24 protein-coding genes are annotated in these 25,130 nt (G+C 60.9%); 18 read left to right on the top strand and 6 right to left on the bottom strand.

Features of this window, described 5'->3' with window-relative positions; translation table 11 throughout:
• Positions 1–252 precede the first annotated feature (252 nt).
• The 12 genes from AC1D1Z_RS23000 (at position 253) to AC1D1Z_RS23055 (ending at position 15,051) form a co-directional block, all read left to right on the top strand.
• Positions 253–1,488: an ABC transporter substrate-binding protein gene (locus tag AC1D1Z_RS23000; protein ID WP_477851706.1), complete on the top strand. Its 1,236-nt coding sequence runs from the start codon at positions 253–255 to the stop codon at positions 1,486–1,488.
• A 184-nt stretch (positions 1,489–1,672) separates the two neighbouring features.
• A complete protein-coding gene (locus tag AC1D1Z_RS23005) occupies positions 1,673–2,578 on the top strand; it encodes a carbohydrate ABC transporter permease (RefSeq protein WP_018242364.1) in 906 nt (301 codons plus the stop codon).
• Positions 2,571–3,515 carry a carbohydrate ABC transporter permease gene (locus AC1D1Z_RS23010; RefSeq protein ID WP_018242363.1) on the top strand — a complete coding sequence of 315 codons (945 nt, stop codon included), beginning with the start codon at positions 2,571–2,573 and terminating at the stop codon, positions 3,513–3,515. The genes AC1D1Z_RS23005 and AC1D1Z_RS23010 overlap by 8 nt, the downstream gene beginning before the upstream one ends.
• 4 nt (positions 3,516–3,519) lie before the next feature.
• A complete protein-coding gene (locus AC1D1Z_RS23015) occupies positions 3,520–4,611 on the top strand; it encodes an ABC transporter ATP-binding protein (protein WP_003540428.1) in 1,092 nt (363 codons plus the stop codon).
• Between the two features lie 123 nt (positions 4,612–4,734).
• The gene (locus AC1D1Z_RS23020) at positions 4,735–7,197 is read left to right on the top strand and encodes a beta-mannosidase (RefSeq protein ID WP_477851707.1); all 2,463 of its coding nucleotides are present in this window, start codon (positions 4,735–4,737) and stop codon (positions 7,195–7,197) included.
• Positions 7,198–7,234: 37 nt separating this feature from the next.
• A complete protein-coding gene (locus tag AC1D1Z_RS23025; protein ID WP_130652563.1) occupies positions 7,235–7,996 on the top strand; it encodes a sugar phosphate isomerase/epimerase family protein in 762 nt (253 codons plus the stop codon).
• Between the two features lie 9 nt (positions 7,997–8,005).
• A complete protein-coding gene (locus AC1D1Z_RS23030) occupies positions 8,006–9,139 on the top strand; it encodes a Gfo/Idh/MocA family protein (RefSeq protein ID WP_477851708.1) in 1,134 nt (377 codons plus the stop codon).
• 152 nt (positions 9,140–9,291) lie between these two features.
• Positions 9,292–10,323: an L-glyceraldehyde 3-phosphate reductase gene (gene mgrA, locus AC1D1Z_RS23035; protein ID WP_115157419.1), complete on the top strand. Its 1,032-nt coding sequence runs from the start codon at positions 9,292–9,294 to the stop codon at positions 10,321–10,323.
• Positions 10,324–10,419: 96 nt separating this feature from the next.
• Complete coding sequence (locus tag AC1D1Z_RS23040) at positions 10,420–12,033, top strand: glycoside hydrolase family 43 protein (protein ID WP_130747999.1); 1,614 nt, start codon at positions 10,420–10,422, stop codon at positions 12,031–12,033.
• 485 nt (positions 12,034–12,518) lie between these two features.
• On the top strand, positions 12,519–13,445 hold the full coding sequence (locus tag AC1D1Z_RS23045) for an ABC transporter ATP-binding protein (RefSeq protein ID WP_027684383.1): 927 nt from the start codon (positions 12,519–12,521) through the stop codon (positions 13,443–13,445).
• On the top strand, positions 13,442–14,203 hold the full coding sequence (locus tag AC1D1Z_RS23050) for an ABC transporter permease (protein WP_018242356.1): 762 nt from the start codon (positions 13,442–13,444) through the stop codon (positions 14,201–14,203). The genes AC1D1Z_RS23045 and AC1D1Z_RS23050 overlap by 4 nt, the downstream gene beginning before the upstream one ends.
• Positions 14,204–14,313: 110 nt before the next feature.
• The gene (locus AC1D1Z_RS23055) at positions 14,314–15,051 is read left to right on the top strand and encodes an SDR family oxidoreductase (protein ID WP_477851709.1); all 738 of its coding nucleotides are present in this window, start codon (positions 14,314–14,316) and stop codon (positions 15,049–15,051) included.
• On the opposite strand, the gene AC1D1Z_RS23060 is transcribed toward AC1D1Z_RS23055, so the two are convergent.
• From AC1D1Z_RS23060 to AC1D1Z_RS23080, 5 genes are all read right to left on the bottom strand, one after another.
• The gene (locus AC1D1Z_RS23060) at positions 15,014–15,937 is read right to left on the bottom strand and encodes a LysR family transcriptional regulator (protein WP_130652560.1); all 924 of its coding nucleotides are present in this window, start codon (positions 15,935–15,937) and stop codon (positions 15,014–15,016) included. The genes AC1D1Z_RS23055 and AC1D1Z_RS23060 overlap by 38 nt on opposite strands.
• A gap of 122 nt (positions 15,938–16,059) precedes the next feature.
• Positions 16,060–16,497, bottom strand: coding sequence for an EamA family transporter (locus tag AC1D1Z_RS23065; protein WP_130652559.1), 438 nt, complete (start codon positions 16,495–16,497; stop codon positions 16,060–16,062).
• Positions 16,498–16,662: 165 nt separating this feature from the next.
• Positions 16,663–17,364 (bottom strand): TIGR02281 family clan AA aspartic protease, encoded by a 702-nt coding sequence (locus tag AC1D1Z_RS23070; protein ID WP_130652558.1) that lies wholly within the window; start codon positions 17,362–17,364, stop codon positions 16,663–16,665.
• Entirely contained in the window at positions 17,361–17,579 is a 219-nt protein-coding gene (locus tag AC1D1Z_RS23075; RefSeq protein ID WP_018242352.1) for a DUF1289 domain-containing protein, read from the bottom strand. The genes AC1D1Z_RS23070 and AC1D1Z_RS23075 overlap by 4 nt, the downstream gene beginning before the upstream one ends.
• 18 nt (positions 17,580–17,597) lie before the next feature.
• On the bottom strand, positions 17,598–18,380 hold the full coding sequence (locus tag AC1D1Z_RS23080) for an adenosylcobinamide-GDP ribazoletransferase (protein ID WP_130652557.1): 783 nt from the start codon (positions 18,378–18,380) through the stop codon (positions 17,598–17,600).
• Positions 18,381–18,536: 156 nt separating this feature from the next.
• Between AC1D1Z_RS23080 and cobT the strand changes: the two genes are divergently transcribed.
• Together cobT and AC1D1Z_RS23090 are read left to right on the top strand one after the other, a co-directional pair.
• Positions 18,537–19,553: a nicotinate-nucleotide--dimethylbenzimidazole phosphoribosyltransferase gene (gene cobT / locus AC1D1Z_RS23085; protein ID WP_130652556.1), complete on the top strand. Its 1,017-nt coding sequence runs from the start codon at positions 18,537–18,539 to the stop codon at positions 19,551–19,553.
• A 139-nt stretch (positions 19,554–19,692) separates the two neighbouring features.
• Positions 19,693–20,082, top strand: a complete 390-nt coding sequence (locus AC1D1Z_RS23090; protein ID WP_003560069.1) for a diacylglycerol kinase — start codon at positions 19,693–19,695, stop codon at positions 20,080–20,082.
• A 108-nt stretch (positions 20,083–20,190) separates the two neighbouring features.
• Here the strand turns inward: AC1D1Z_RS23090 and AC1D1Z_RS23095 are convergent, their stop codons facing one another.
• The gene (locus AC1D1Z_RS23095) at positions 20,191–21,726 is read right to left on the bottom strand and encodes a sensor histidine kinase (protein ID WP_018447330.1); all 1,536 of its coding nucleotides are present in this window, start codon (positions 21,724–21,726) and stop codon (positions 20,191–20,193) included.
• A 106-nt stretch (positions 21,727–21,832) separates the two neighbouring features.
• Between AC1D1Z_RS23095 and AC1D1Z_RS23100 the strand changes: the two genes are divergently transcribed.
• The 4 genes from AC1D1Z_RS23100 to AC1D1Z_RS23115 all read left to right on the top strand — a co-directional run.
• Positions 21,833–22,390 carry a thermonuclease family protein gene (locus AC1D1Z_RS23100; RefSeq protein WP_113542024.1) on the top strand — a complete coding sequence of 186 codons (558 nt, stop codon included), beginning with the start codon at positions 21,833–21,835 and terminating at the stop codon, positions 22,388–22,390.
• A gap of 4 nt (positions 22,391–22,394) precedes the next feature.
• Entirely contained in the window at positions 22,395–23,027 is a 633-nt protein-coding gene (locus AC1D1Z_RS23105; RefSeq protein ID WP_113542025.1) for a uracil-DNA glycosylase family protein, read from the top strand.
• A 69-nt stretch (positions 23,028–23,096) separates the two neighbouring features.
• Positions 23,097–23,585: an Lrp/AsnC family transcriptional regulator gene (locus AC1D1Z_RS23110; protein WP_477851710.1), complete on the top strand. Its 489-nt coding sequence runs from the start codon at positions 23,097–23,099 to the stop codon at positions 23,583–23,585.
• Between the two features lie 720 nt (positions 23,586–24,305).
• Positions 24,306–25,130: porin (locus AC1D1Z_RS23115; protein ID WP_477851711.1), on the top strand; the 825-nt coding region annotated here is incomplete at its 3' end.

The following is a 25,130-nucleotide window of genomic DNA, read 5'->3' on the forward strand; positions in this document are numbered from 1 at the left end:
ATTGCGAAGAGGCTGAATCGCACGGCTCAATTTATCGTGTAAAATTATTATGGTTATTCAAATAGATAAATTGAAAACGCATGTGCGAGAACGGCCGACTGCATTTCGCTTCAGGGGATGCGGCGCTTCCGATGGAAACAGGCAGAAGTAGCATTTCCCGTTATCGCGGAAAAATTTGCCTGCGGGCAGTTGCGTGGAGAAATCGATTGATCTAAGTTTTTCCGGCAACGTTTCAGTGAGGGAGGAGAACTCATGAAAATCCGTATAATGGCGGCCGTGCTTGCCGCTTCGGTCGCGCTTCTGTTCGGCGCCGCCAACGCCACCGATCTCGAAGTCACGCACTGGTGGACTTCGGGCGGCGAATCCGCTGCCGTCGCCGAGCTGGCAAAGGCATTCGACGCCACCGGCAACCACTGGGTCGACGGTGCTATCGCCGGTTCCGGCGGCACTGCCCGTCCGATCATGATCAGCCGCATCACCGGCGGCGATCCGATGGGCGCCACCCAGTTCAACCATGGCCGCCAGGCCGAGGAACTCGTCCAGGCCGGCCTGATGCGCGACCTGACCGATGTGGCGACCGCCGAGCACTGGAAGGATATCATTCGTCCGTCGAGCCTGCTCGATTCCTGCACCATCGACGGCAAGATCTACTGCGCTCCCGTCAACATCCACTCCTGGCAGTGGCTGTGGCTTTCGAACGCCGCCTTCAAGAAGGCCGGCGTCGAGGTTCCGAAGAACTGGGATGAATTCGTCGCTGCGGCTCCGGCACTCGAAAAGGCCGGCATCATTCCGCTCGCCGTCGGCGGTCAGCCGTGGCAGGCGACAGGCGCCTTCGACGTGCTGATGGTTGCGGTTGCCGGCAAGGATACCTTCAACAAGGTCTTCAAGGACAAGGACGCGGAAGTTGCCGCCGGGCCCGAAATCGCCAAGGTGTTCAAGGCGGCCGACGACGCTCGGCGCATGGYCAAAGGCAGCAACGTCCAGGATTGGAACCAGGCCACCAACCTTGTCATCACAGGCAAGGCTGGCGGCCAGATCATGGGCGACTGGGCGCAGGGTGAGTTCGCGCTCGCCGGTCAGAAGGCCGGTACCGACTATACCTGCCTGCCGGGCCTCGGCGTGAACGAGATCATCTCTACTGGCGGCGACGCCTTCTACTTCCCGCTGCTGAAGGACGAAGAAAAGTCCAAGGCGCAGGCCGTGCTTGCCAAGACCCTGCTCGATCCCAAGACCCAGGTTGCCTTCAACTTGAAGAAGGGTTCGCTGCCGGTTCGCGGCGACGTCGATCTCRCTGCCGCCAACGATTGCATGAAGAAGGGTCTCGACATCCTGGCCAAGGGCAACGTGATCCAAGGCACCGACCAGCTGCTTTCGGCCGACAGCCAGAAGCAGAAGGAAGACCTTTTCTCCGAATTCTTCGCCAATCCGTCGATGACGCCGGAAGACGCTCAGAAGCGTTTCGCCGGGATCATCGCTTCAGCTGACTGATCAGCAGATTCGCTGCCCTTGCGGTCCGGCTCCCATCGGGGCCGGATCGTTCCGGACGGTCGGTGATGGTCCGGCGGGCGGCGGCGTCTCTCTGGTATCTTCAGCAGGTTTCAGAGGTGGAGACGACAGGCGGCGCCTTGCCGATCTGTCACTGGTCGCAGCTGCGATTTGAGGAGAAGTATTCATGACGGGTCAAGCGCGAGCAGGCCGGCCAAATAAGTTACTGCGCAATCTGAATGCCAAGATTGCGTCCATTCCGATGATCCTGACGGCGCTGGTGATCTTTGTCGGCGGCACGTTTTGGACGGTCTTTTATTCATTCACTAATTCCAAGCTCCTTCCGCGGTTGAGCTTTGTCGGCTTCGATCAGTACCAGCGCCTTTGGGCGGCACCCCGCTGGGTGACGGCGATCGAGAATCTGGCTGTCTACGGCATCCTCTCGCTGATTTTCAGCCTGGTCATCGGTTTCATGCTCGCGGCACTGATGGACCAGAAGATCCGTTTCGAAAACACTTTCCGCACCATCTTTCTTTATCCCTTCGCGCTGTCCTTCATCGTGACGGGCCTCGTCTGGCAATGGGTTCTGAACCCCGATTTCGGCATTCAGGCGGTGGTGCGCTCGATGGGGTGGACGAGTTTCACCTTCAATCCGCTCTATACGCCTGAAATCGTCATCTACGGCATTCTGATCGCGGCGCTGTGGCAGGGAACGGGCCTCGTCATGTGCCTGATGCTTGCCGGCCTGCGTGGGATCGACGAGGACATCTGGAAAGCGGCGCGCGTGGACGGCATTCCGATGTGGAGGACCTATCTCTTCATCGTGATCCCGATGATGCGGCCGGTCTTTATCACGACGATCGTGATCATCGCCTCCGGCATCGTCAAGGTCTACGACCTCGTGGTCGCGCAGACATCGGGCGGACCGGGCATCTCCTCGGAAGTGCCGGCGAAATATGTCTACGATTACATGTTCCAGGCGCAGAACCTGGGGCAGGGCTTTGCTGCCTCGACCATGATGCTCGTCACAGTCGCGATCATTATCGTTCCGTGGGCCTATCTGGAATTCGGCGGAGGGCGCAAGCGTGGCTGATGTAGGAACTCTCAACACCACCGCGGCCGGCATCGACGCCGTCGCGCCTAAACTCGCCGAAGGCCCCAGCGGCCCCAGGCCGCGCCCGGCGGTGTCGGCGCGCAACATCATGCTCTACGGCACGCTTATCATCGCAGCGCTCTACTATCTGTTGCCGCTCTACGTGATGGTGGTGACGTCGCTGAAGGGTATGCCCGAGATCCGGCTCGGCAACATCTTTTCGCCGCCGGTAGAGATCACCTTCGAGCCCTGGGTGAAAGCCTGGGCGCAGGCTTGTACCGGGCTCAACTGCGATGGCCTGTCGCGCGGTTTCTGGAATTCGGTGCGCATCACGGTGCCATCGGTCATCATCTCGATCGCGATCGCCTCGGTGAACGGCTACGCGCTGGCAAACTGGCGCTTCAGAGGATCTGAGCTTTTCTTCTCGATCCTGATCATCGGCGCATTCATTCCCTATCAGGTGATGATCTATCCGATCGTCATCATCCTGCGCGAAATCGGCATCTACGGCACGCTGAGCGGCCTCGTGATCGTGCATTCGATCTTCGGCATGCCGATCCTGACGCTGCTCTTCCGAAACTATTTCGTGTCGCTGCCGGAGGAACTGTTCAAGGCGGCGCGTGTCGACGGGGCGGGCTTCTGGCAGATCTTCCTGCGGATCATGCTGCCGATGTCGCTGCCGATCTTCGTGGTCGCGATGATCCTGCAGGTAACCGGCATCTGGAACGACTTCCTGTTTGGCGTGGTGTTCACCCGGCCGGATACCTATCCGATGACCGTGCAGCTCAACAACATCGTCAATTCCGTCCAGGGCGTGAAGGAATACAACGTCAACATGGCGGCAACGATCCTGACGGGTCTCGTGCCGCTCATCGTCTACTTCGTGTCGGGACGGCTTTTCGTCCGCGGCATCGCCGCCGGCGCAGTGAAGGGTTGATCTCATGAATATGAATGCAAGCGTCTCCATCAAGGATCTGTCCCTGAACTTCGGTGCGGTGAGCGTGCTGAAGGATCTCAACCTCGACATCAACGACGGCGAATTCCTCGTGCTGCTCGGCTCGTCCGGCTGCGGCAAGTCGACCTTGCTGAATTGCATCGCCGGCCTGCTCGATGCGTCGGAAGGGCAGATCTTCATCAAGGGCAAGAACGTTACCTGGGAAGAGCCTAAGGACCGCGGCATCGGCATGGTGTTCCAGTCCTATGCGCTCTATCCGCAGATGACCGTCGAGAAGAACCTGTCCTTCGGTCTTCGCGTCGCCAAGGTGCCGCAGGCTGAGATCGACAAGCGCGTGGCGCGCGCCTCCGAAATCCTGCAGATTCAGCCGCTCCTGAAGCGCAAGCCGGCCGAACTTTCCGGCGGCCAGCGCCAGCGCGTGGCGATCGGCCGGGCGCTGGTGCGCGACGTCGACGTCTTCCTGTTCGACGAGCCTCTGTCCAACCTCGACGCCAAACTCCGCTCGGAGTTGCGCGTTGAGATCAAGCGCCTGCACCAGTCGCTGAAGAACACGATGATCTACGTCACCCACGACCAGATCGAGGCGCTGACGCTTGCCGACCGCATCGCCATCATGAAGAGCGGCATCATCCAGCAGCTCGACGATCCGACGACGATCTACAACAGGCCGCGCAATCTGTTCGTCGCCGGCTTCATCGGTTCGCCGTCAATGAATTTCCTGCATGGCGAGCTGGTCAAATCAGGCGACGGCATTGCCTTTTTGGCCAACGGCGTCATTTTCTCGCTCGCTGCCTACGACGCTAGCGAGACGCTGCAGCCCGGCCGCAAAGTGGTGCTCGGGGTCCGTCCAGAACACATCAAGGTCAACGAGAATACCGGCGGCGAAGAACATGACGCCACAGTCGATATCGAGGAGCCGATGGGCGCGGACAATCTGCTGTGGCTGAAACATGCCGGTCACACGATGTCGGTACGTGTCAACGGCGCACGCCGCTTCAACGTCGGAGCCAAGGTGAAGCTCAGCTTCGACATGACGGTCGCCTCGGTCTTCGATGCCGAAAGCGAACTGCGTCTCTAGAGAACTCTGCGGGCGGGGCCGAAATGGCGCCGCCCTACCTCCAATCGGCCATCAGGCCAGCCAAATTCGGCCGCGGTCCGGCTTGTCCGGCGATCCCAGGAGCGGCCCGATCGGGATACGACTATGACATCCTTGCCGAAGAACGGTTTCAACATCGACCTTTCCGGTTCGTGGCAGCTTGCCTCTGTCGATGGCGAGATCCGCACTACAATCATCTTGCCGGGCGACGTGCACACGGCGCTCCACCGGGCAGGACTGATCCCCGATCCCTATTTCGGCCGCAACGAGGAAAGGGTGCAGTGGGTCAGCGAGCGCGAATGGGCGGTCGAGCGCAGCTTCACGCTTCCTGAGGTCGAAGGCGACTGGTATCTCGATATCGACTATCTCGACACGGTCGCCAGCGTCCACGTCAACGGCTTCCTGGCGCTCGAAGCCGATAATAGCTTCCGCCGCTACCGGCCCTATATCTCCAGCATGCTGAAATCAGGCGACAACAGCATCCGCATCGTCTTTGCCTCCAGCATCGCTGTTGCTGCTGCGCGGCAGAAGCAGCAGCCCTTCTACATTCCCTACAGCACCGGCAATTCGCCAATCCCCGACGGCAACATGTTGCGCAAGCCGCAATGCCATTTCGGCTGGGACTGGAACATCGCCATTGCGCCGCTCGGCCTTTACGGGACGATCGCGCTGAAAAAGCTCGAAACGGCGCGCATCGAACACGTCGTCACCCGCCAGACCCACAATAATGACGGTTCGGTCGATCTCAAAGTGACGGCGACGCTGTTTTCCAAGTGGCCGGACATTGCCCAGGTCTATTTCGAGCTCGACGGGGAGCGTGTGCGCCTGGATGTCGGCGTCAATGGCGAGACCCATGTCAACCATCTCTTCCATATCGACAATCCACGCCTCTGGTGGCCGTCTGGCAGCGGTGAGCAGGCGCTCTACAGACTATCCGTCGAATTGCCGACGGATGAGGTGACCAAGCAGATCGGTCTTCGCACCATCGAACTGATCACCACGCCGGATGCATCAGGCAGCCGCTTCGCTTTCAAGGTCAACGGCCGCGAGATCTTCTGCCGCGGCGCCAACTGGATCCCGGCCGACGCGCTATTTTCGCTGTCTTCGCCCGAGAAGACCGAGGACCTGCTGCAATCGGCCAAAGCCGCCAATATGAACATGATCCGCGTCTGGGGCGGCGGCTTCTACGAGCAGGATCATTTCTACGATCTCTGCGACCGGCTGGGCCTCATGGTCTGGCAGGACTTCATGTTCGCTTGCAACCTCTATCCCTCGACCGAGGACTTCCTCGACAATGTAACAATCGAGGTCGATTACCAGGTGCGCCGGCTCTCCTCGCATGCCTCGATCGTGCTCTGGTGCGGCGACAACGAGCTGGTCGGGGCGCTCACCTGGTTCGAAGAATCCCGCAAAGACCGCGACCGTTATCTCGTCTCCTATGATCGCCTCAACCGCACGATCGAGCAGGCGGTGAAAAAGGCGTTGCCCGGCGCGCTCTGGTGGCCGTCGAGCCCGGCGTCCGGCTATCTCGATTTCGGCGATGCCTGGCATGCGGACGGGTCCGGCGACATGCACTACTGGTCGGTCTGGCACGAGAACAAGTCGTTCGACAATTACCGTTCGGTGCGTCCGCGCTTCTGCTCGGAATTCGGCTTCCAGTCCTATACGTCGCTGCCTGTGATCAGGACCTATGCCGAGGAGAAGGACATGAACGTCGCTTCCCCCGTCATGGAGCTGCACCAGAAGAATGCCGGCGGTAACGAGCGCATCGCCGGCACGATGTTCCGCTATTTCCGCTTCCCCAAGGATTTTCCGAACTTCGTCTATCTCTCCCAGATCCAGCAGGGGCTGGCGATCAAGACGGCGGTGGAATACTGGCGGTCGCTCAAACCCCATTGCATGGGCACGATCTACTGGCAGCTCAACGACACCTGGCCGGTCGCCTCCTGGTCGAGCCTCGACTATGGCGGCCGCTGGAAGGCGATGCACTATCTCGTCAAGCGCTTCTTCCAACCGGTCGCGGTCGCTGCCATTCCTTCCGATGACGGAAAGACGATCCGCTTCTCGCTGGTCAACGACACGCTTGCCGATGTCAGCGTTGATCTTGCAGTCTCGATCCTGACGGTAAAGGGCGAACGCCGGCACCTGAAGGACGTGCAGGCCGTGTGTTCGCCGGATGCGGCCGTCACTGCCGCGAGCATCGACGTTTCCGATATTCCCGAGGGAACGCTGCTTGCCTGRCACTTCACCGCGTCGAACGGCACGGGCGGCGAGGGGCATTACGTCAACGGTACCTACAAGGCGCTGGAGCTGGAGCCCGCGGGGCTTGCTGTCACCCACGAATATGTCGAGGAGAATGGCTCCGTCGACATCAACGTCACCGCTAGGGGACTTGCGCTCTTCGTGATGATCGAGACCGAGACGGACGGCAAATATTCCGACAATGCCTTCGATCTCGCGGCCGGCGAGAGCCGCCGCATCACCTTTACCCCGGCACGGCCGCTTGATCGTGGCGCGCTTCCGGAGTTCCGATTCTACGACCTGTATTCCTGCCAGTCGGCGGATTGATCTTGCAAGAATGGGCACGAGGCCCAAGGAGAACATGATGACGAAACTCAGCTACCAGCTCTATAGCGCCCGCAACTTCCAGCCTTATTCGGCGATTTTCGAAAAACTTGGCAAATCAGGCTATGCCGAAGTCGAGGGCTTCGGCGGTATCTATGCCGATCTCGACGATGCCGGGCTGAAGAGCCTTCGCGCTGAGCTCGACAAGAATGGCCTGGTTATGGCGAGCGGCCATTTCAGCCCCGACTTCCTCGAGAAGGAGGTTGAGAAGTCGCTGAACATTGCCAAGATCCTCGGCATGGATTCGATTTATGCGCCGCATCTGGCGGCCGAGGAACGCCCGTCCGACACTGCCGGYTGGGCGGCCTTCGGCAAGCGCCTGCAGGAGATCAGCAAGCCCTACAAGGCTGCCGGCTACGAATTCGGCTGGCACAATCATGATTTCGAATTCTTCAAGCTGCAGGATGGCTCGCGGCCGATCGAGCACATCTTCGAAGGCGCGCCCGACATTTCCTGGGAAGCCGATATCGCCTGGGTTATCCGCGGCGGCGCCGATCCCTTCGCCTGGATCGAGAAGCTCGGACCGCGCATCACCGCTGTTCATGTCAAGGACATCGCACCGGCCGGCGAGGCGACGGATGAGAGCGGCTGGGCAGATGTCGGTCACGGCAAGGTCGAGTGGGCCAGGCTGATGACGGCGTTGCGCGCCACCAAGGCCAAGCACTACGTCGTCGAACACGATAACCCGAATGACATCGACCGCAATATCAGCCGCTCGATCGCATCCTTCCAGACCTACTGAGGCTTCATCATGACCAGGGAACTTGGCGTCGGCATCATCGGATGCGGCAACATCTCCACCACTTACTTCTCGCTGGCACCGCTCTTCAAGGGGCTGAAGGTGCTGGCCTGCGCCGATATCAACGCGCAGGCGGCTGAGGCGCGCGCTAAGGAATATGGCGTCAAAGCGCAGACGATCGACGCGCTTCTCGTCAATGACGAGATCGACGTTGTCGTCAACCTGACGATCCCGGATGCGCATTTCCGGGTATCGAAGGCGATCCTCGAGGCCGGAAAACATGTCTACTCGGAAAAGCCGCTGGTGCTTTCGCTCGAAGAGGGCGAGGAGCTTCGCCGCATCGCCAAGCATGAGAACCTTGCCGTCGGCTGCGCGCCCGACACTTTCCTCGGCGGCGCCCATCAACTCGCCCGCAAGTTCATCGATGACGGCGGCATCGGCCGGGTGACCTCGGGCGCCTGCTACGTCATGAGCCCCGGCATGGAGATGTGGCATCCGAACCCGGATTTCTTCTTCCTGCCAGGCGGCGGCCCGATCCTCGATCTCGGCCCCTATTACATCGCTAATCTGATCAATCTGATCGGCCCGGTCAAACGTGTCGGCGGCATGACCTCGATGGCGTCGCCCACCCGCACGATCACCAGCGAGCCGCGCAATGGCGAGATCATCCCGGTCAAGACGCCGACGACGATCCAGGCGCTGCTCGAATTCGTCAACGGCGCCACGGTGACGCTGACGGCGAGCTGGGATGTGTGGTCGCACCGCCATGCCAATATGGAGCTCTACGGCACCGATGGCTCGCTCTACGTACCGGACCCGAACTTCTTCGGCGGCACCGTCGAGGCCAGCGGCCGCGACAAGGACATCAAGCCGCTTGAGGCTTGGGAGCATCCGTTCGGCAAGATCAACCAGGAAAACCCGAACGGCGCGCGCGCCAACTACCGCACTGCCGGCCTTGCCGACATGGTGATGGCGCTGATCGAGGGGCGCGATGCGCGCTGCTCGCTCGACCGCACGCTGCACGGCGTCGACGTCATGACCTCGATCCTGAAGTCGGGCGAGGAGGGCCGTTTCATCGACCTGACGACGACCTGCACGCAGCCGGCCGCCCTCGGTATCGAAGAGGCGCAGGCGCTCTTGAAGTAACAGGAAGAATGCCTGTATCTCGTCGGACCGCGAGACATACCGTCAAAGTCGTTATCCTCGGCCTTGTGCCGAGGACCTACAGGCAGGGCGGCAGATGCTCGGCATAAGGCCGAGCATGACGACTGTATAGATATTTTAGCAAGGAGAGTCTTATGAGCTGGCAACCAGCCGCAGACCGCTATTCCAAAATGAAATATAACCGCACGGGCCGTTCCGGCCTGAAGCTGCCGGCCGTCTCCCTCGGCCTCTGGCACAATTTCGGCGGCGACACGCCGCATGACCGCAAGATCGACATGTGCCGCACGGCCTTCGACCTCGGCATTACCCATTTCGACCTCGCCAACAATTACGGTCCGCCGCCCGGCGGTGCAGAAACTGCCTTCGGCGAGATACTGCGCACCGAATTCGCTGGGCTTCGCGACGAGCTGATCATCTCCTCCAAGGCCGGCTACGACATGTGGCCGGGACCCTATGGCGAATGGGGCAGCCGCAAATACCTGATCGCCTCCTGCGACCAGAGCCTGAAGCGTATGGGTCTCGATTATGTCGACATCTTCTATTCGCACCGCTTCGACCCGGAAACGCCATTGGAAGAGACCTGCGGCGCGCTCGACCATATCGTCCGTTCCGGCCGGGCACTCTATGTCGGCATTTCCTCCTATAATTCGCAGCGATCGCGCGAAGCCGCAAAGATCCTTAAGGATCTCGGCACACCGTGCCTGATTCACCAGCCGAGCTATTCGATGCTCAACCGCTGGGTCGAGGACGACAGGCTGCTCGATACGCTGGATGAGGTCGGCATGGGCTCGATCGTCTTCTCGCCGCTCGCCCAGGGCATGCTGACGACGAAATATCTCGGTGGCATTCCCGAAGACAGCCGCGCGGCGCAGAACCACTTTCTCAAGCGCGACTACATCCGCCCCTCGATCATCGACAATATCCGCAAGCTCAACGAGATCGCCGAAAGGCGCGGCCAGACGCTGGCGCAGATGGCGATCGCCTGGGTACTGCGCGGCGGCCGCGTGACCTCGGCGCTGATCGGCGCCAGCCGCTCGTCGCAGATCGTCGATTGCGTCAAGGCGCTCGACAATCTCGAATTCAGTGTCGAGGAGCTTGCCGAGATCGACGTCTATGCCCGCGAGGCCGACATCAACCTCTGGGCCAAGTCCGCCGAACGCGAATAGTCACGTCAGGCCCGGAGACAAGTCTTCCGGGCCTTTTTCTGCTATAATCTGATGTACGTACAGCAAAAAGCACCGCCGGTCGGAGGAGACCCTGTCATGATCCGCAACCCCATCCTGCCCGGGTTCAACCCCGATCCGTCGATCTGCCGCGTCGGCGCGGATTACTACATCGCCACCTCGACCTTCGAATGGTATCCCGGCGTGCAGATCCACCATTCGCGGGACCTGGTGAACTGGACACTGGTGCGCCGGCCGCTGGAGCGGAGATCGCAGCTCGACATGCGCGGCAATCCGGATAGCTGTGGCATCTGGGCGCCGTGCCTGTCCTATGCCGACGGGCAGTTCTGGCTGGTCTATACCGACGTCAAGCGTTATGACGGCAATTTCAAAGATGCGCCGAACTACATCGTCACGGCACCTACGATCGAGGCTGATTGGTCCGAGCCGGTCTATGTCAATTCCTCCGGCTTCGATCCCTCGCTCTTCCATGACGATGACGGCCGCAAGTGGTTCGTCAACATGCAGTGGAACCACCGCACCGAAAGCTATGGCGGCTCGCCGAAATCGCCGGCCTTCGACGGCATCCTGCTGCAGGAATGGGATCCGGCGGCAAAGGTGCTGAAGGGGCCGATCAAGAACATCTTCGCAGGCAGCCTGCTCGGCCTCGTCGAGGGCCCGCATCTCTTCAAGCGCAATGGCTGGTATTATCTGACGACCGCCGAGGGCGGCACCGGCTACGACCATGCCGTCACCATGGCGCGGTCGCGAAAGATCGACGGACCCTATGAGATGCATCCGAACATGCATCTCATCACCTCCAAGGATCATCCGGGCGCAGTGCTGCAGCGAGCAGGGCATGGCCAATATGTCGAGACGCCGGAGGGCGAGGCCTATCACACCCATCTCTGCGGCCGGCCGCTACCGCCGAAACGACGCTGCACGCTGGGGCGCGAGACATCCTTACAGAAATGCGTCTGGCGCGACGATGACTGGCTCTATCCTGAAAACGGCACCGCGGTACCCGATGTCGATGTGCCGGGCCTCTTTGGCGCGGTTCCCGTGGAAAAGCCGATGCGCAGCGAATACAACTTCGACGGCGGCACATTGCCTGCCGATTTCCAGTGGCTGCGTACGCCCGAGCCCGAGCGCATCTTTAACCTGACGGATCGTGCCGGCCATCTGCGCCTGATTGCGCGCGAAAGCATCGGCTCCTGGTTCGAACAGTCGCTGGTCGCCCGCCGCCAGGAACACCACAGTTTCCGCGCCGAGACCGTGATCGAGTTCTCGCCCGACACCTATCAGCAGGTGGCGGGGCTGACGCATTACTATAACCGTCACAAGTTCCACGCGGTTGCTGTGACGCTGCACGAAACACTCGGCCGCTGCGTGACGATCCTCTCCTGCAACGGCGACTACCCGAACGGACGCCTGAGCTTTCCCGCCGACAGCGGAGTGGCGATTGCCGCCGAGGGTCGCGTCCAGCTCGCCATGGAAATCCGCGAGAACGACCTGCAATTCTTCTGGCAGACAGAAGGCAAGGGCGCCTGGCAGCCGATCGGCCCGATCCTGGACGCCGGCGTGATTTCCGACGAGGGCGGACGCGGCGAACACGGCTCCTTCACCGGCGCCTTCGCTGGCGTATTCGCTTTCGATACGTCGGGCCGGGCGAAGACCGCGGATTTCGATTGGTTCAATTACGACGAGCTGTAAGGGTGCACCCTTGGTCGCTTTCATCCGCAATGGATCACGGAAAGAGCGAGGAGCGGAGAAGAGGCACGTAAAAAGAAAGCCGGCGCAAGGCCGGCTAAGACGGAACGCGGCTGAACAGGGGATACTGGCCGGTTCCAAGCACTTCGTGACTGAACAATAACTTTGACTACATGCCGAGGCAGCGAAAAAGGGGCGCAACGAGAACACCCGGAGACGGCTCCGCAAAGGGGTGGGCGGCGGGGCGGATGCCGGTACTGGCCTCGGCTCCCTTATCGGGCATGAATATCACCGGATGATGACATCTGAAGCCGGCGCTGCCTTTCTTTCGCAAAACCCGATGCCGGCTACTTCGCCCGCGTCAGCAGGTCAGCGCGCCAACTGTGTTAGCAGCGTGAATGCAGTGTTCATGGCTTAAGGATGTTAAAGCGTTACAAAGGGACTATATAGCGGCCGAAGTAACTTCCAAGAATCCGCAAGAGTCCCGCATGGCCCCCATCATTTCCGTTCAGAACCTCACCAAGACCTATGCCAATGGGTTCGAGGCCCTGAAGGGCATCAATCTCGACGTCGAAAAGGGTGAGATCCTGGCGCTGCTTGGGCCAAACGGTGCGGGCAAGACGACGCTGATCTCGATCATCTGCGGCATCGCCAATCCGAGCGGCGGCCGGGTGTTGGTCGCCGGCCACGACGTCGTGAAGGATTTCCGCGCCACCCGCGGGATGATCGGGCTGGTGCCGCAGGAGCTGACCACCGATCAGTTCGAAACGGTGTTCAATACGGTGAGCTTTTCGCGCGGTCTGCACGGCAAGAAGGCCAATCCTGCCCATATCGAGAAGGTGCTGCGCGCGCTCTCGCTCTGGGACAAAAAGGACAATATGCTGCGCCAACTCTCCGGCGGCATGAAGCGACGGGTACTGATCGCCAAGGCGCTCTCGCATGAGCCGGATATTCTTTTCCTTGACGAGCCGACTGCCGGCGTCGACGTGACGCTGCGCAAGGACATGTGGCATGTCGTCGAAGAGCTTAGGGCCTCTGGCGTCACCATCATCCTGACCACCCATTATATCGAAGAGGCCGAGGAAATCGCCGACCGCGTCGGCGTCATCAACGGCGGCGAATTGCTGCTCGTCGAGGACAAGGCGGCGCTGATGGCCAAGCTCGGTCGCAAGCAGCTCATTCTCGATCTCACCGAACCGCTCAGCCGGCTGCCGGATTGTTTTGCCGGCAATGGGCTGACGCTGCAAGCGGACGGCAGCCGGCTGATCTATGATTTCGATTCTGACAACGAGCAGGAAAGCATCGCGGCACTGCTGACCCGACTCGGCGAGAACAATATTCATTTCAAGGATCTCTCGACGCGGCAAAGCTCGCTCGAGGATATTTTCGTGGCGCTGGTGGGAGCAGGCAAATGAACGTCGAAGCGGTCAAATCGATCTATTTCTTCGAGATGGCGCGTACGCGCCGCACTCTGCTGCAGAGCGTCATCTCGCCCGTGATCTCAACCTCGCTTTATTTCATCGTCTTCGGTGCCGCGGTCGGTTCACGTATCCAGGAGGTGGAGGGCGTGTCCTACGGCGCCTTCATCACACCCGGCCTGATCATGCTGACGCTGCTTGGCCAGTGCATCAGCAATGGCTCCTTCGGCATTTATTTCCCGAAATTCACCGGCACGATCTACGAGGTACTTTCGGCGCCGGTGGCGATGACGGAGATCCTGCTCGGTTATGTCGGGGCGGCGGCGACCAAGGGGATGCTGATCGGCTTCATCATTCTCTTGACAGCCAATCTTTTCGTCGACGTCAGGATCGAGCATCCCTTCATGATGATCCTGTTCTTCCTGCTGACAGCGATCACCTTCAGTCTGTTCGGCTTCATGATCGGCATCTGGGCCGGCAATTTCGAACAACTGAACCTCATTCCCATGCTGGTCGTGCCGCCGCTGACCTTCCTCGGCGGGAGTTTCTATTCGGTCAGCATGCTGCCGCCCTTCTGGCAGGTGGTCAGCCACCTCAATCCGGTGCTCTATCTCGTCAGCGGCTTCCGCTGGAGCTTTTACGGGATCGCCGATGTCAATCCGGCGATCAGCCTGGCGATGATCACGGTATTCCTGGTGATCTGCCTGGGAACACTCGCCTGGATCTTCAAGACCGGTTACCGGCTGCGCAACTGATCGTTTTCTGAAACAACCATCGGAAAACTCGATGACGTCATCGGTTTCTTCCGTTTTTCTTCCGCTCCGGCCTGAGGCATCTGCTGCGTCAGCCAAGAAGGAGACGGCAGATGACGGGTATCAGGATCGAAGGCGCGAAGATCATTATTGTTGGCGGCAGTTCCGGAATGGGGCTGGCGCTGGCGAGGCGTTTGCTCGGGGAAGGGGCGGCGGTGACGATCGCAGGACGCAGCGAAGATAGGCTTGCGGCGGCCCGCCGCGCTCTCGGTGACTATCCTGGAGTGGCGACGATTGCCGTCGACATATCGCGGGAGGAAGAGGTCGCGGCGCTGTTCCGCAATGGCCGGCCGGTCGATCACATCGTCAGCACGGCGGCAGATATCGGAGGAGCCTATCAGCTGCTGCCTTCGATTGAGCTTGCGGCGGCGCAAAGGGTGGTCGAGAGCAAGTTCTACGGGCCGCTGATGCTGGCGAAATATGGTGCCGCCCATTTGCCGCCCTCAGGATCGATCACCTATACGTCAGGTGTTGCGGCCTACCGGCCCGCGGCGCGTGGATYGGTGGTCGCCGCCGTCAATGCGGCGCTGGAGGGCCTGGTCAGGGCACTTGCAGTCGAACTAGCGCCGATCCGGATCAACGCGGTGTCGCCCGGATGGGTGGATACACCGATCTGGAGCTTCGTCGCCGGCGACGCCAAGCAGGCGACGCTCGACGCGATGGCGCAGCGCCTGCCGGCGGGGCGCGTTGGACGGCCTGATGATATTGCCGATGCGATCCGCTTCCTGATCGGCAATGGCTTCACGACAGGCACTATCCTGCATGTCGAAGGCGGGCATCGGCTGATCTGAGCGGCGAGAGTTCTTCGCTTGCAGATTGCAGCAGGATGGTAAGCGCCGGCAACTGCACGCGCCTGCGCCGCCACATCATCACCAGCGAGGCTGCGGGTGGTTTGCCCGGCCAGGGCAGTTCGACGACGTCGCCCCGTGTGGCGGCCGGGCCGAGCGCAAGGCGCGGCACGAGGCCATATCCGGGGCCGGATGCAACGAGTCGGATGATCGTCGCGATGCTGTCGGCTTCCGTGACGATTGATGGTGCTGCAATGTGTGCTTCGGCAAAGGCGGTGTCGAACAGGTGACGGTAGACGCAACCGGTTTCGGTGGCGATGAAGGGCACGGTGCTGAGTGCCGTGAGGCTTTCCGGTGGCCGGGCTTGCGCATCGCGGCCGGCAATCAGCACCAGCGGTTCGCTGCAGATGCGGCGCGTCAAGAAGCGTTCATCCTGCTGCCCGCGATCGAAGGTGAAGGCGACGTCGATCGAGCCGTGTTGCAATTGCGCAAGCAATTCGCCGCTGCCGTTGACCTTAAGCTTGAGGCCGACGCGTGGGTTCTTCTTGCGAAAGAGTGACAGCCAGGGCGCTAGCCTTTCGGCGGCTATGGTTTCGAGCGTACCCAAGGTGATGGACTGTCCGGCGCTGCCGGCTGCGGCGCTGACGGCGGCCTTCGCCTCGTCGTTCAGCGCCAGTATCTCCTCGGCATAAGCCTTGAGGACCGCACCTGCGGGTGTCGGGACGACGCCCTGCCGGGAGCGGAGAAAGAGCTCTGCGCCCAATTCCTCTTCGAGCGCCTGGATCTGGTCGCTGAGGCTCGATTGGGCGAGGCTGACCTCGGCAGCGGCGCGCGTGAGATTTTCGTGCCGGATCACTGCGAGGAATGTCTTCAATTGTCGTGGGTTCATATCGGGCTCCGGTACGGCGCGCCGAGGCGCCTTGACGCAGGATATCAACAAAGCAGAACGCGCTGCAACGCAGGAGCATTTGGCGGCGAACTGCTTATCTTATGCTGCTGCGTCCGTTCCCGTCAGGCGCTGCTGACGAGAAGGGCGCCCGAGATGATGAGGAGGGTGCCGGCGACGAGCTTCATTGTGTCGAGCTCGGAGGCTTCGCCGAGAAAGACGGCGCCGATTGCCAGCGTCACCAGCACGTTGCAGCTCCAGATCGGCGCGAGTTTCGAGACGGGGACACCGTAAGTGAAAAGCGCAAAGCTGATGAGGCCGGTGCCAACGGCAAAGCAGGCGCCTGATGTGGCAGCAAAACCGAGACCTTCGGCGGTCCATGGGGCAGGGCGCCAGATCAGTCCTGCGATCAGGCCGGCGAGCGCGCAAGCAGTGCCGAAGGCGATCAGATAGACGGCGGAGCCGGTGGCTGATGTGGCGCTCTGCTTCTGGAAGATGGCGGTGATGCCCCAGAACAGGGCGGGCAGAATGCCGCCGATGACGATCGGCCAGACTGAATTCATTGCGAAACTCCTGTCGCACCCATGGATCAAGGCCTCGCCCAAGGCGAAGGCCGGTCGAACATGCGGTGCCACCAGACTAGGAGTTTCTTTTTGCTCTTTGTGGTCTTGTTGTTCTTGCGCCCAAGCTGCCAGATCCGGTTGTCGCCGTAAAGCGGCGGAGCCGTATTAATCGCGCATGCGGAGTTCGTCGGTCTGCATCTGCAGCGAGCCCAGCGTTTCCAGGAAGCTCATGCCAAGCAGGCTCTGGTCGAGCCGGCCGTCCTCGGCGACACTGGCTGCGACATTGTTGCGGATGATCGGGCCGATCGCCACCTGGTCGAGGGTGACGGGTGCTGCACGGCCGCGGCCGTTGGCGGTCATGACGGTCATGGAATAGGTGAGGCGGGAGAGGTCGATGCCGATCCGTTCGGCATCTTCGCGCGACAGCGCCACCATGCTGGCGCCGGTATCGACGAGCATCTCGATCGTCTGGCCATTGACCGCGACATCGGCTTCGAAATGGCCGTTCAGCAGCTTGTGCAGAATGATCTCCTGGCCGCCCTCACTTGTGGTGACGACGACTGAGTGGCCGGGAACGAGGCCGGCGAGCAGCCTGTTGCCGACGCCGAGCGCTTCCTGGCGATAGAGATAGACAGTCACCAGCGCCAGGATGATGACCAGCCAGATCATCATCTGGCGCATCGTTTCGCCGACGCTGCGCCGGCTCGCCCAGATGCCGGCCGACAGCATCAGCGCGATCGGCAGCAGATAGACGACGCGGCCGAAGTCATCGCTCTGCAGGCCGAGGATGCGGCCGCTGTCATTGTTGACGATCAGCACGGCAAGGCCGATGCCGATCACGACGAGGAAGACGGTCAAACGGATCATAAAGGCCGCTCCGGCCCGCGGGCGAGGCTTGGTTTCATGTGGTTCGACACACTGACGGCGCCTGCAAGCCTTGCCGGCAGCAGCGCCATGATCCGTCTTCGCTCGGTGTCGGAGTAGCTCATCCAGCTGCCGATTTCCTGAAGAGTCCGGCCGCATCCGGCGCAAAATCCGGTGGCTGAAACCAGGGAGCAGACGTGAACGCAGGGTGTTTGCATGGTGGATATATCGGAGTTTCAAAGAGCCGTGGCAAGGGCGCAAAGGGTGGCGATCTCGCAAATCTGCTGCGTTGCGCCCAGCGTGTCGCCAGTGTGGCCGGCAAGCTTGCGGCGGATGAAGGCGGTGAAGGCAAACCCTGCGATGCCGGTGGCGAGCAGGCTTGCGACCAGCGGCCGCAGGCCGAAGGCCGGCCAGATCAGAAGTGCTGCGACGAGGCCGGCTGAGGCGAGCGCAAACTGCATCGCTGCCTCGTCCGGCTGGCCGGTCGAGGCGGCCACGCCATCGGCCTTTGCCGGCGCCAACCGCTGCCAGTGCCAGGCGACGGCGCCGCGGCTCAGCGCCGCGACAGCGGGAATGGCAAGCGCGGCAGTGAGGGGCGCGGAATGGCGGGCGATGGCGGCAAGCGCGGCTGCGCGGATCGTGAAGGAGAGGATCAGCGCTATCGCGCCATAGGTGCCGATCCGGCTGTCCTTCATGATGTGGAGGCTCTGCTCGCGGCTCTTGCCGCCGCCGATGCCGTCGGCCGTATCGGCCAGGCCGTCCTCGTGCAGGGCGCCGGTGACGAAGACCTGGATGGAAAGCGCGATCAGGGCTGCCATCAGCGGATCGGCGCGCAGCCCCAAAAGCAGGAGGAGGGCGAGTGCAGGGATGAAGCCGATGACGATGCCGGCGAAGGGAAAGGCGCGCACCAGCGGGCCGAGCCTGCCGTCATAGCCTTTGAACAGCGATTGCGGCATGGGAATGCGGCTGAGGAAGGCGACGGCGCGGGCGGTATCGACCGCATAGTCCTTGATCTTCATTCTGCTTCGTTCTGCCGGAGGTCTCGGCTTATGGTCGCGGCTGCGCTTTTGGAGTTGTTCGCCTCGTCCGCCCGCTTTAAGAGAGTTGCCATCCGCAAAGAAGCTGATTTGCGTGGAAAAAACAAGAATACCGGGATTTATAGGAAAACCGCACAGATGAGCGTTTCAGGCCTGCCGTTCGACGATTTCCGTACCCTGCTTCGTGACCTGCCGGGGCCGGATGCCCGCGCGCTGGTGGCCGCGCGCGAACGTGACGCGCAGCTGACCAAGCCGCCGGGCGCGCTCGGACGGCTCGAGGAGATCGCCTTCTGGCTTGCCGCCTGGACCGGCCGCACACCTGCCGTCAACCGGCCGCTGGTGGCGATCTTTGCCGGCAATCACGGCGTCACCAAGCAGGGCATCACGCCTTTTCCACCAACGGTGACGCAACAGATGGTCGAGAACTTCGCAGCGGGTGGTGCTGCGATCAATCAGATCTGTGTCGCCTATGATCTCGGACTGAAAGTCTTCGATCTGGCGCTCGATTATCCCACCGGTGATATCACCGAGGAGGCAGCACTTTCCGAGCGCGATTGCGCCGCGACCATGGCCTTCGGCATGGAGGCGATCGCTGGCGGCACCGACCTGCTCTGCATCGGCGAGATGGGCATCGGCAATACGACGATTGCGGCGGCGATCAACTATGCACTCTACGGCGGTTCGGCGCGTGACTGGGTAGGACCCGGCACCGGTTCGGAAGGTGAGATGCTCGAGCGCAAAATCGCGGCGGTGGAAAAGGCGGTGGCGCTGCATTGTGACCATCTCGACGATCCGCTCGAGATCATGCGCCGGCTCGGCGGCCGCGAGATCGCGGCGATGGCCGGCGCCATTCTTGCTGCTCGCATGGAGCGCATCCCGGTGCTGATCGATGGTTATGTCGCGACCGCGGCGGCAGCGATCCTGAAGGCCGCCAATCCGTCCGCGCTCGATCATTGCCTGATCGGCCATGTCTCCGGCGAGCCCGGACATCTTCGCGCAATCGAGATGCTCGGCAAGACGCCGCTTCTGGCGCTCGGCATGCGGCTTGGCGAAGGCACCGGTGCGGCGCTTGCCGCCGGCATCGTCAAGGCCGCCGCCGCCTGCCATTCCGGCATGGCGACCTTCGCCCAGGCGGGTGTGTCGAATAAGCATTAAGGCCGCGGCTGGCGCCGTCGATCCGCACGCGTTCGCTTGCGCCGCCCAAATGGATTCGGTATTTGCGTATTCGCTCATCGAAGGGGAGGCGGCAAAGCCTCTCCCGGTCTGTGATGCAATGAGAAGAGGAGAGGGCATCTTGACGAAGCCTGCGGTGACGAAAGAGACCGGACTTCGGCATTTCATCGCCGCCGCCAGCTACTCCTGGGCGGGCTTCCTGCGAGTGCTGAAAGAGGCAGCCTTCCGCCAGGAACTTGGCTTCTTCATCGTTTCGATCGCGGCGCTGGCGTTGGTGGGAGCCACTGCAGGCGAGATCGTCGTCGCGGTGCTTCTGTTTCTCGGGCTCTTTTCGATGGAGGCGATGAACACCGCCGTTGAAGAGGTGATCGACCGGATTTCGCCGGAGATTTCGATCGTCGGCAAACATGCCAAGGATCTCGGCTCCTTCGCGGTAACCTGCATGATTGCCGCCTGCTGCCTCTATCTCGGCTTCGTCCTCGGCAAGCACCTGTTCTTTGGATCTGGATGATTTCACGCTGGATCGGCCGAAAATCTGAATCCGGATCCAAATCAAAAAATCCAACATGATGTCGCCCGAAAAACCGCTGACACTTCTCGGCATCATGCTTTAGCTGAATCAGGCAAAACTCTTGCGCTTGCGCAAGACGGCCTGAGCCTCCTCGACGGCCGGCAGGCTCTGGAGCACGCGCTTGGCAGGCAGGATGGCGATGACCTCGGTGCCCTCGCGCAGCTTCGATTTCAGCAGGAACTGCCCATCATGCTTGGCAAGGATCGCCTGGACGATCGGCAGGCCGAGGCCGGTACCCTGTTCGGCGCTCTTGATGGCGATCGAGCCCTGGCCAAAGGCCGACAGGACGACGGGAATCTCTTCTTCCGGAATGCCGGGGCCGTTGTCCTTGATCGAGATGTACTGTCCGCCACCAGCTGTCCAGCCGACCTTGACGTGGATCTCGCCGCCCTGCGGCGTGAACTTGACCGCATTGGAGAGAAGGTTGAGCACCACCTGGCGCATCGACTTCTCGTCGGCCCAGATGGCCGGCAGCTGCCGCTCGAACTGGTCCGAAATGGCAATGTTCTTGGCGCGAGCGCGCAACTGGACCATGCCGATGCAATCTTCGGTGATATCGAGCAGCGAAATCGCCTCCTCGCTCAGCTCGTATTTGCCGGCCTCGATGCGTGACAGGTCGAGGATCTCGTTGATGAGATCGAGCAGATGCTGGCCGGAGCGGTGGATATCGCCGGCATATTCCTTGTAGGTCGGATTGGCGAGCGGCCCCATGACCTCGGCCGACATCACCTCAGAAAAGCCGAGGATGGCGTTGAGCGGGGTTCTGAGCTCATGCGACATGGAGGCAAGGAAGCGGGACTTGGCGAGGTTTGCCTCTTCGGCGCGGCGGCGAGCTTCGTCCGACATCGATTTCGCCACTTCCAACTCGGCGATCAGGTCGTCCTTCTCCGACTGGTATGAGAGAATTCTGAGGTTCGACTTGAAGAGCCGGTCGCTGATATAATTGAAGAAGACCAGGGTGGTGGTGAAGGCCCCCGTCAGGCTGATTTCGAGGAGGTCCCGCGACAGGCCGCTCTTGGCGGCGAGCGCCAGGACCGCGGGCGAGAAGGCGGCGAGCACGGCGGGCGTCAGCATGAAGTTCGACATCGCCGTGACGGAGAGCGCGATCAGCAGCGTCGCGCCCTTATAGAGAATGAAGCTCGACGGCTCGCAGGTGTCGCAGCCTTGCAGCGCGAAGACGGCCCAGCAGCAGCCGAGCAGGAACTGGCCGAGCAGCAGCAGGCGGCGCCATTTGCGGGCGCTCTCCGAGGTGATTTCCTGCCGGCGCGCGCGCCGCGCCAGCAGGATATTGCCGGTGTGACAGGTGAGTGTCAGCAGCGCCCAGAAGAGCAATTGCGTATTCTGGGTGAAATAAACGCCAAGCGCGGTGATGATGACGACGAAGAGCGGCATGATCGTCGCGCCCTGCAGCACCGATGCCACATACATGTTGAGCACGTCACGATCGAAGGAGGAATTTGACGCATGACCGGACTGAAGACGTTCGCGCGTCTGCCGCACGGCCTTGGAAACGGCCTTGTTGCGGTGGCTGCGCGACCTGTCGACGATGATCTTGTCGGTCGATGTGCTTACGCCGGTACTCATGTGCACGTTGAAACTTCATCCCAGGGTGGATAAGAGCTTAATCGACAATTCTTAAGAAGATGTTTGCCATCTTTGCCAAGGATTTGTTTTTTAAGGAGGCGAAAGCGTGACACGGGGCCTGCGCCTGATTCGCGACGGCGTGACCGCTTTTGCCCTGCTGGCGCTCGTGGCGCTGATCGCCGCCAAGCTCAATGATGCGGCAAAAATCGAGCATATGGGTGCTTTCCATGCCGCCGACGGCGACAGTCTGACATTGGGAGCCGAACGTTTGCGCCTCGAAGGCATCGATGCGCCGGAGCTCAACCAGAGCTGCGAGCGGGCAGGGAAGGCCTGGTCCTGTGGCCGCGCGGCGCGCGAGGCGCTGCAGGGCATGGTGCTGGCATCCGGAACGCTTTGTCAGGGCAGCCGGCACGACCGCTACGACAGGCTGCTCGTCATCTGCCGGAGCGGGGCGGGCGGCGACATCAATGCCGCCATGGTGCGCCAGGGCATGGCCATCTCCTATGGCAGTTACGCCAAGGAGGAGGCCGACGCGAAGGCTCAAAAGGCGGGCCTCTGGGCCGGGACTTTCGAGCGGCCACGCGATGTGCGCGAGCATGCGCGCCAGAGTTCCGGTTTCGACGGCGCCCTGCACTTCATCGGGCGGATCGTCGGATGGGAGTAAAGTCATGACCGACGAAGCCATGCTGGAGACGCTGCGGCGGGAGATCGCCTCCTGCCGCATCTGTCGAGACGCGCCGGCAAAAGGCATCAAGCACCGGCTGCCGCACGAGCCGCGCCCGGTGGCCGTGATCTCGTCGAGCGCACGCATCCTGATCGCCGGGCAGGCGCCCGGGCTTCGGGTGCATGAGAGCGGGCTGCCTTTCGACGATGCCTCTGGCGACCGGCTGCGGTCATGGCTTGGCGTTGACAGGGCAAGCTTCTACGACCGCGACCGATTCGCCATTGTCCCGATGGGCTTCTGCTTTCCTGGCTACGACGGCAAGGGCGCGGATCTGCCGCCGCGGCGCGAATGCGCGCCCCTTTGGCGGCAAAGGGTGATTTCGGCCATGCCACAGATCGAACTGGTACTGGTCATCGGCCAATATGCGCAGGCTTGGCATATGGCCGGTGAAAGGCGGGACAATATGACCGAGACGGTGCGGGCATGGCGTGGCTGTCTTCTGTCCAACCGATCGCCGGCGGTGCTGCCGCTGCCGCATCCGAGCTGGCGCAATAGCGGCTGGCTGAAGCGCAATCCCTGGTTCGAGAAAGAATTGCTCCCGGTCTTGCAGGAACGGACGAAAATGCTGCTTTCCTGAAACAAAATTCTTTTAGTTGCGCGGAATCGAGTTATACAAAGAAAATAATTCGAAAGGACTGTTGTGCGCATGGACCGCCTCGACCGAAAAATACTGCGTCTTCTGCAAGAAGATTCGACGCTTGCCGTTGCCGATCTCGCCAAGAAAGTGGGGCTTTCGACGACGCCGTGCTGGCGGCGCATCCAGAAGATGGAAGAAGACGGCGTCATCAAGCGCCGAGTCGCCATCCTCGATCCGGAGAAGGTCAACACCAAGGTCACCGTCTTCGTGTCGATTCGCACTGCCACTCATTCGATCGAATGGCTGCGCCGCTTTTCCGAGGTGGTCGCCGAATTCCCCGAAGTGGTCGAATTCTACCGGATGAGCGGTGATGTCGATTATCTCCTGCGAGTCGTCGTGCCCGATATTGCCGCCTATGACGCCTTTTATAAGCGGATGATCGCCAAGATCGAGATTCGCGACGTTTCCTCCGCCTTTGYGATGGAGCAGATCAAGTATTCGACGCAGTTGCCGCTCGACTACATGATTCTCGATAATGCCAAATCAAACGAGGATTGAGGTCAAGCGTGCGGCCGTGACCGCACGCGATAATGCAAAATCCAATGAGGACTGAGACCGGGCGTGAGTCTGCGACCTCAGATATGCCCCTGGGCGGCGGCGTGTGCACTCCGGCTGCACGTGGGATTGCCGGTTCGGCAAAGGCAGAGGTCAGGCACGTGCGATCTGCTATTGCAAAAAAAAGCCTCAAAAATAGCGAAAAAACGCTCAAATCGACCGAAGTTCCTGGAAAAGTGAATAGCCTGGTAAGGATTCCCGGGTTATGTTCGATGAAACCAATGGGCGATATGTCATAATTTCGTCTCATTGGTATCGAATTCAGGACACTATGTTCTAAACCGCCACCTTGTTTGTGCTCATTAGCCGGCGGTAGAATTTATGCGCTTCACCAGTATGTTCGACGGGGGTCGGACGGTGGAGAATTTGACAAAGGGGTTTAGGGTTTGCGGCTTGCGATGGAAGATTTCCGTCGCGGAGCCGTTTGGCATGTCTTTCGTATAAATATTTGAAATTGTTGTATAAAAATCACGTTGTCGGGGAAAGTTGCCCGTGAGAACCCATCTGGCGTGTATCGAGAATTGCTTGATAGGGCCTTGTATGTGATGACGGTTTGGCGGTTCGATCGATCCGCACGCCGAGATGGCTGTTCAAACTGGGCCGGCTTCAAATCGACTACCCGATCTGAAGCCAGCCCCGATCGACAAAGGAATGGATTGGTAAATGAACATCAGAATGGTTTTGCTTGCATCAGCAGCAGCATTTGCTGCATCGACGCCGGTTCTTGCAGCTGACGCTATTGTTGCTGCTGAGCYGGAACCGGTTGAATATGTTCGCGTCTGCGACGCTTACGGCACCGGCTACTTCTACATCCCGGGCACCGAAACCTGCCTCAAGATCGAAGGCTACATCCGTTTCCAGGTTAACGTTGGCGAAGACGTCGGCGGCGATTCGGACTGGGATGCCGTCACCCGCGGTCAGGTTCAGTTCACGGCCAAGAGCGACACCGAATATGGTCCGCTGACCGGCGTCATCGTCATGCAGTTCAATGCTGACAACGCCACGGCTCAGGACGCCATTCTCGATTCCGCTTACCTCGACATCGCCGGCTTCCGCGCTGGTCTGTTCTACAGCTGGTGGGACGATGGTCTCTCTGGCGAAACCGACGACATCGGCTCGGTCGTAACGCTGCACAACTCCATCCGCTATCAGTATGAAAGCGGCACCTTCTACGCTGGTATCAGCGTCGATGAACTGGAAGACGGCGTTTATCAGGGTGACGTGGATCCCGTCACCGGCCTCCTTGTTCCGAACGATGGTCCGAACAATGTCGGCGTTGCCTTCGGCATCGGCGGCACTGCCGGCGCGTTCAGCTACCAGGTCACTGGCGGCTGGGACGTCGACAACGAAGACGGCGCTGTCCGTGCAATGGGTACGGTTGACATCGGTCCCGGTACGCTCGGCCTCGCTGCTGTGTACTCTTCCGGCCCGAACTCCTACTACTCGACGGCTGAATGGGCAGTTGCTGCCGAATACGCCATCAAGGCA

Source organism: Rhizobium sp. P1_E1 (assembly GCF_056406015.1).